Origin of the sequence: Bacillus hominis (assembly GCF_018332515.1) — a bacterium.
In the GTDB taxonomy this organism is placed as follows: Bacteria; Bacillota; Bacilli; order Bacillales; family Bacillaceae_G; genus Bacillus_A; species Bacillus_A hominis.
Map to the genome: position 1 here is coordinate 1 of NZ_BOQD01000335.1, position 5,165 is coordinate 5,165.

General features: G+C 33.1%; 4 protein-coding genes. 2 read left to right on the top strand and 2 right to left on the bottom strand.

Annotated features, from left to right (window positions below):
- The first annotated feature begins 127 nt into the window (after positions 1–127).
- The gene (locus tag KI356_RS24030) at positions 128–556 is read left to right on the top strand and encodes an EamA family transporter (RefSeq protein ID WP_128282586.1); all 429 of its coding nucleotides are present in this window, start codon (positions 128–130) and stop codon (positions 554–556) included.
- 11 nt (positions 557–567) lie between these two features.
- On the opposite strand, the gene KI356_RS24035 is transcribed toward KI356_RS24030, so the two are convergent.
- On the bottom strand, positions 568–1,161 hold the full coding sequence (locus tag KI356_RS24035; RefSeq protein WP_128282587.1) for a DedA family protein: 594 nt from the start codon (positions 1,159–1,161) through the stop codon (positions 568–570).
- A 392-nt stretch (positions 1,162–1,553) separates the two neighbouring features.
- Here KI356_RS24035 and KI356_RS24040 point away from each other — a divergent pair, with 392 nt between their 5' ends.
- On the top strand, positions 1,554–4,337 hold the full coding sequence (locus tag KI356_RS24040; RefSeq protein ID WP_212936677.1) for a tetratricopeptide repeat protein: 2,784 nt from the start codon (positions 1,554–1,556) through the stop codon (positions 4,335–4,337).
- A 43-nt stretch (positions 4,338–4,380) separates the two neighbouring features.
- On the opposite strand, the gene lepB is transcribed toward KI356_RS24040, so the two are convergent.
- Positions 4,381–4,917, bottom strand: coding sequence for a signal peptidase I (gene lepB / locus KI356_RS24045; protein ID WP_212936678.1), 537 nt, complete (start codon positions 4,915–4,917; stop codon positions 4,381–4,383).
- Positions 4,918–5,165 lie beyond the last annotated feature (248 nt).

Consider the following 5,165-nt stretch of genomic DNA (forward strand, 5'->3'; position numbering starts at 1 on the left):
AGAAGTTAGGTGGGAGTCGGGCTAATAATCAGCGGGGGATGAACCACCACCCCCACTGATTAAAGTTTCACTTTATACATGAGAATGATTTTCATGTATAATAATGTAAGATTGGAGGAATTTTACTATGAGTTCGTGGCTCTTATTCGCACTATTATCAGCAATTGCTGCTGCCTTTGTATCTATTTTCGGAAAAATTGGTTTAGACGGAATCGATGCCAACGTTGCAACAACAATTCGATCTATTATTATGGCATTATTTATGGTAGGCGTTATTATCATACAAGGTAAATTTCAAAATATCGGCGACGTACTCCTAAATAAAAAAGCACTGCTATTTATCACATTAAGTGGGGTTGCAGGTGCTTCGTCATGGCTATTTTATTTTCTTGCCCTCAAAACAGGAAAAGTTTCACAAGTGGCTCCTGTCGATAAATTAAGCGTCGTATTTTCTATCATTCTCGCTATGATTATACTCGGTGAAAAATTAAACTTTATGACCGGCGTTGGTGTAGTCTTTATTACAGCCGGTGTATTATTTATTGCTTTCAGCTAAAAAAACCGCTATTAGCGGTTTTTCTTTCTCTTTATGTAAAACCATATAATACATGCAACGACTGCTGAGATGATTAAAATCCATATTCCATAATGATGTAAACTATACTCAACGAAGCGCCACTTCTCTCCCAGTTTCCAACCTAGGCCAATAAAAACACTTATCCAAATTAGTGCACCACCGTAAGCATACAGACAAAAACGCCACCATGTTAAATTCGAAACCCCAGCAAAATATGCTGTTAAGTGACGTACTCCCGGTATAAAGTAGCCAATCATTAAAAGAAACGGACCGTATTTTTCAAATAAGATATGTGTTTTTTCAATATGATGTTCTTTAATTCTAATTTTCGGACCGTATTTTTTTAAAACAGGGAGCCCGAGTTTTAAACCTAAGATGTAACTTAATGTAATACCAATCATCGCACCTGCCATTCCACTTAAAAATGCAGCTGTTCCTGACATAACTCCTTTTGAAATGTTATAGCCAATAAAAGTCAACAAAAACTCATCCGGTATAGGTAATCCAACAATCCCGCCAGCTAAAGCTATAATAATTCCAAAATACCCATAATGTGCGATTAACTCGCCAATATGTTGTTCCATTCGGAAGACACATCCTATGCACGATCGTTATTCCATATTGTGCCCATTCTATCTTTAAGACAAACATGGTATACATATTCACTATACATTGTTTTTATAATGAACTCTACTTCTATTCCATTCCTTAAACAGAGATTTAATCCGTGTTTTTTTTATCCATCCCCATTGATTATTAGCCCGTACCAATCAGGATTAAAAAATAAAAATTCATAGGCTTATTTTTTTGTTACAATAAAGGAAAGTTACTTTTTGCAACGGTTTAACTCTCAGGAAAAATGATATATCTAGCAAAAACATAGTTTGGTCTATATAATGCAACTTCTACCTATTAGAGTAACATGCACCCTTTTACATACAACATCATTTTTCTAAATTATACAGGGGGAACGAACATGACCATTGAAAAACAATTTATCCAAAAGATTTACTATAAAACATTTTTAACAGAAGACTCTTCCATTCCGGTAGCGGAAGTACTCGGTGAAGCATATATAAATGAATCAAAAAATGAATTCTCCAATATATCTAATATTCGCTTCGCACAAGGTGAAGTTTATTTTCAAACTAACGACTTTGAAGCCGCTATATTCAAATGGGAGAAAGTAAATAATGAACTTGCTCTCTGGGCTACGAAGAATATTGCAGATGCTTATTTCGAATTAGATTTCTTACCAAAAGCAGAAGAAATTTATACATCTATCCAAACAGAAGATACAACTCTTACGATGGAAGTTTCCCTACAACTTCTTTCTCTTTATATCGAGCAAAATCGTTTAGGACTAGCATTTAAGACGATTAGCGAAGCTGTTGCATTTCAACCAGACTATCCAAATATTACTGCAATCGCTCGATCGTTCTATGAAAAACAAGAAGATTGGAATAATGCTATTGAACTCGCTGTTCAAGAAGGCATTCGAACAAAATCATTACACTGGTTCGATACTTTAATCAATTATGTGAACAGAGGCTTTACTAAAAAAATTAAACCTGAGTATTTCTATGAATCTTTAAAAGCCTTATATACAATTGATCAAGTTCAATTTAAAGGACTTGTTATTTCACTTTGGAACAGCTATGAAAATGAATCATTCCATCTACCTTGGATTCAAACAATAAATCACCTATTCTTACATATTGAAGTAGATGCTAATGACGATTGGAATGAAATTTCTACTCGCTATCAAGAGACGTACTTCGAATTGATTACTGGACAACATTTCATGCACGAATTACAAGGACTTGTACCAGATTTATTAACAAATTGGTTTAGTTTAATGAGAGCGGAAGATTCTTTACTTGTCTCTGCAGCAGTATTAGCATGGAATGAAGTTTCACCGACAACGCTAGAATCATTACTCGTAAAAAGCGCGGGTGCCTTACTTTCAAATGCATCAGCTCATGCAAATGTTGATATGGCAGACGTATCAGCATTATTTGAAACGATTGCTGTATGGGCTGAGAAGAATGATGTAGATTTAGGTCATCAATTCACACTACTTGTTCGTGAGTTATACGATTTAACTGTTACACAACTTCTAGTAGCAGGAGCTAGCGATTATGATAAATCAGCCTTTATTAACTCTATACTAGGGGAAAATATATTAAATGAGGCTATAACAACTTCAATTACATTTAAAGATGATAGTCAAACTGAAATAACTGAGCTTACAGAGCTAGATATACGAAATATACCAAACTTTGACGAACTTCATAACATACTAGCGGTACCTTCTCAGTCAGAACTAGAAAGAAAATGTATTGAAGTTAAATTACCGAGTAGATTTTTACGAAAAAATAAGTTTTCATTCCTTGTCACACCTACTATGCATGGACAACTTGACCAAAACAGCTCTCACTTTGAATACTTACAGGCAGCAGATAGTCTCATCTATGTACTAAATTCAGCTTCGCCATTACATGGTGAAGAGCTCGATACATTATTATATATTCGTGAGCAAGTACCAAATTTACAAATTCAATTCGTCTTACAAACAATTGATACAAATACTAGTGAAAATATCACGAACAGCATTAAAAAGAAAATACTCGTACATTTCCCAGAAGCACAATTTTTCCCTTACTCTCCTTCACAAGAGAGTAGTGAACAGCTAGGTAACGTAACAGACTCTATTCTTTCTAACCTTACTCAGCGTAACGTGGAAAAAGAACGCATTGAAAAATTATTATGGTTTATCCAAAAAACAATCGCATACCTTGTAAATGAACGTGTGGAATTAGAAAATACGTTAGTGAAATCCGTCCGCTGGAATAAACATATTTTAGTAAAACTTGATGGTTTTATTAATAATCTTACTGCCATCCAAAAAGATAAAATTCGTTCTATTACAGAATCTTATCTCTTAACGAAAGAAGAGATTACGCAGGATATACATTCTCAAATCCCTGAATTGTTGCAAAGTTGCTCTGATCTTGTTCAAGAAGATAGTGATTTCAAATTGGTCCATGAAGAACTAAATGTAGCAATGAATGAAAGAATTCAAAAACATGTACAGCAAGTGCTTCTTCCTAAATTTACTGGGTCTATTCAAGAATGGATTGAAACTGCTCATAATGAATTCATTCAAGCTCAGGCTTATTTAGATGAAATGGGCGATACCTTCAATAAGCTCTATGAGGAAGAACGTATTAAACTTCCTTGTGATTTCAAATTACTAGATGACTGGGATAGAGATGTTGCAAGAATGACAAATAGAATTACAGTAGCTAACATCAATATTTTATTACGCTTTACACCGACACAATTTTTCTTAAAGAGTGCAGGGAAATTATTCGGTAATATGCAAAAAAATCAATCTATGCTATCAAATAAATATAAACAATATATTGAAACTGAAGATTATACAGAAGTTGCTCAGATGATTTCAAAACAATTCTTCCTTCAATTTGAAGTATTTGAAGGTGCGCTAGAACGTGATATCATGATGTTCTTTAAAGACCCTCTTAGCATATTGAAACAAACTGTAGAAGCAGCCCAACTTGAAATACAAGAAGATGAGCAAACATTAACAAAGCTAAGAACAAATCCAGAAACTTATCATGATCCTTTAACACTATTTAAATTACAATTGTTACAAAAAAAATTCATGTTACATATTAACCGAAATAATGAAACTATCGCTTCACAAGAAACAATAAATAAAACACCAACTGTTTAAATAAGAAAAACCAAGCAACTAATTTGCTTGGTTTTTCTTATCTTTAATTTACAATTTTCACATGTTCAAATGGATAATATATCGCCATGAGCTTTCCTAATACTTCTGCTCTATCAATGAGTCCTAAGCCGTTCCTACTATCCCTACTAACTAAACGATTATCTCCCATCACAAAAATTTTATTTTTAGGAATTGTAATCGGTCCAAAATCTTCAGTTAAATTGATAAGTAATTTTTCTGCCTGTTTTTTATTATTATTTAAATACTCTTCATTTTTCACCTGATGATTAACATATAATTGATCATTCTTCATCTCAATTACGTCTCCTGGTAATCCAATAACTCTCTTCACGTAGAAATTATCCGTCTTCACGACAATAATATCCTCTCTCTCATAACTTTCAAATCTCTTTGCAAGTTTATTAATGATTACTTTATCTCCATCTTGTAACGTCGGCCTCATCGATGCTCCTTTTACAGTCGTAGGAAAAAACAAAAAGATTTTTGCCAAAAACACCAATAAGCATGCAATTGCAATTAATTCAAAGAATTCACGCAAACGTTTTTTCTTTTGCATCATTCCACCATCTCATCATCTTTTTATTTTATTATAAGTAATCTGACTGATTAATTTCCACAAAATTCTGAATTATAACATCGGAATATTACAAATATAAAAATAGTAATCTCCAGAAAGTTTCTATTCTTATATACTATTTTTCCATCCACTAAGCAGGATTTTTTCTATAACATTCGTGCTTAGAAAAATATAAAATACTGCACAAATTAAACAAACAAATATATTAGCATAGCGATAAAAAAAGATAC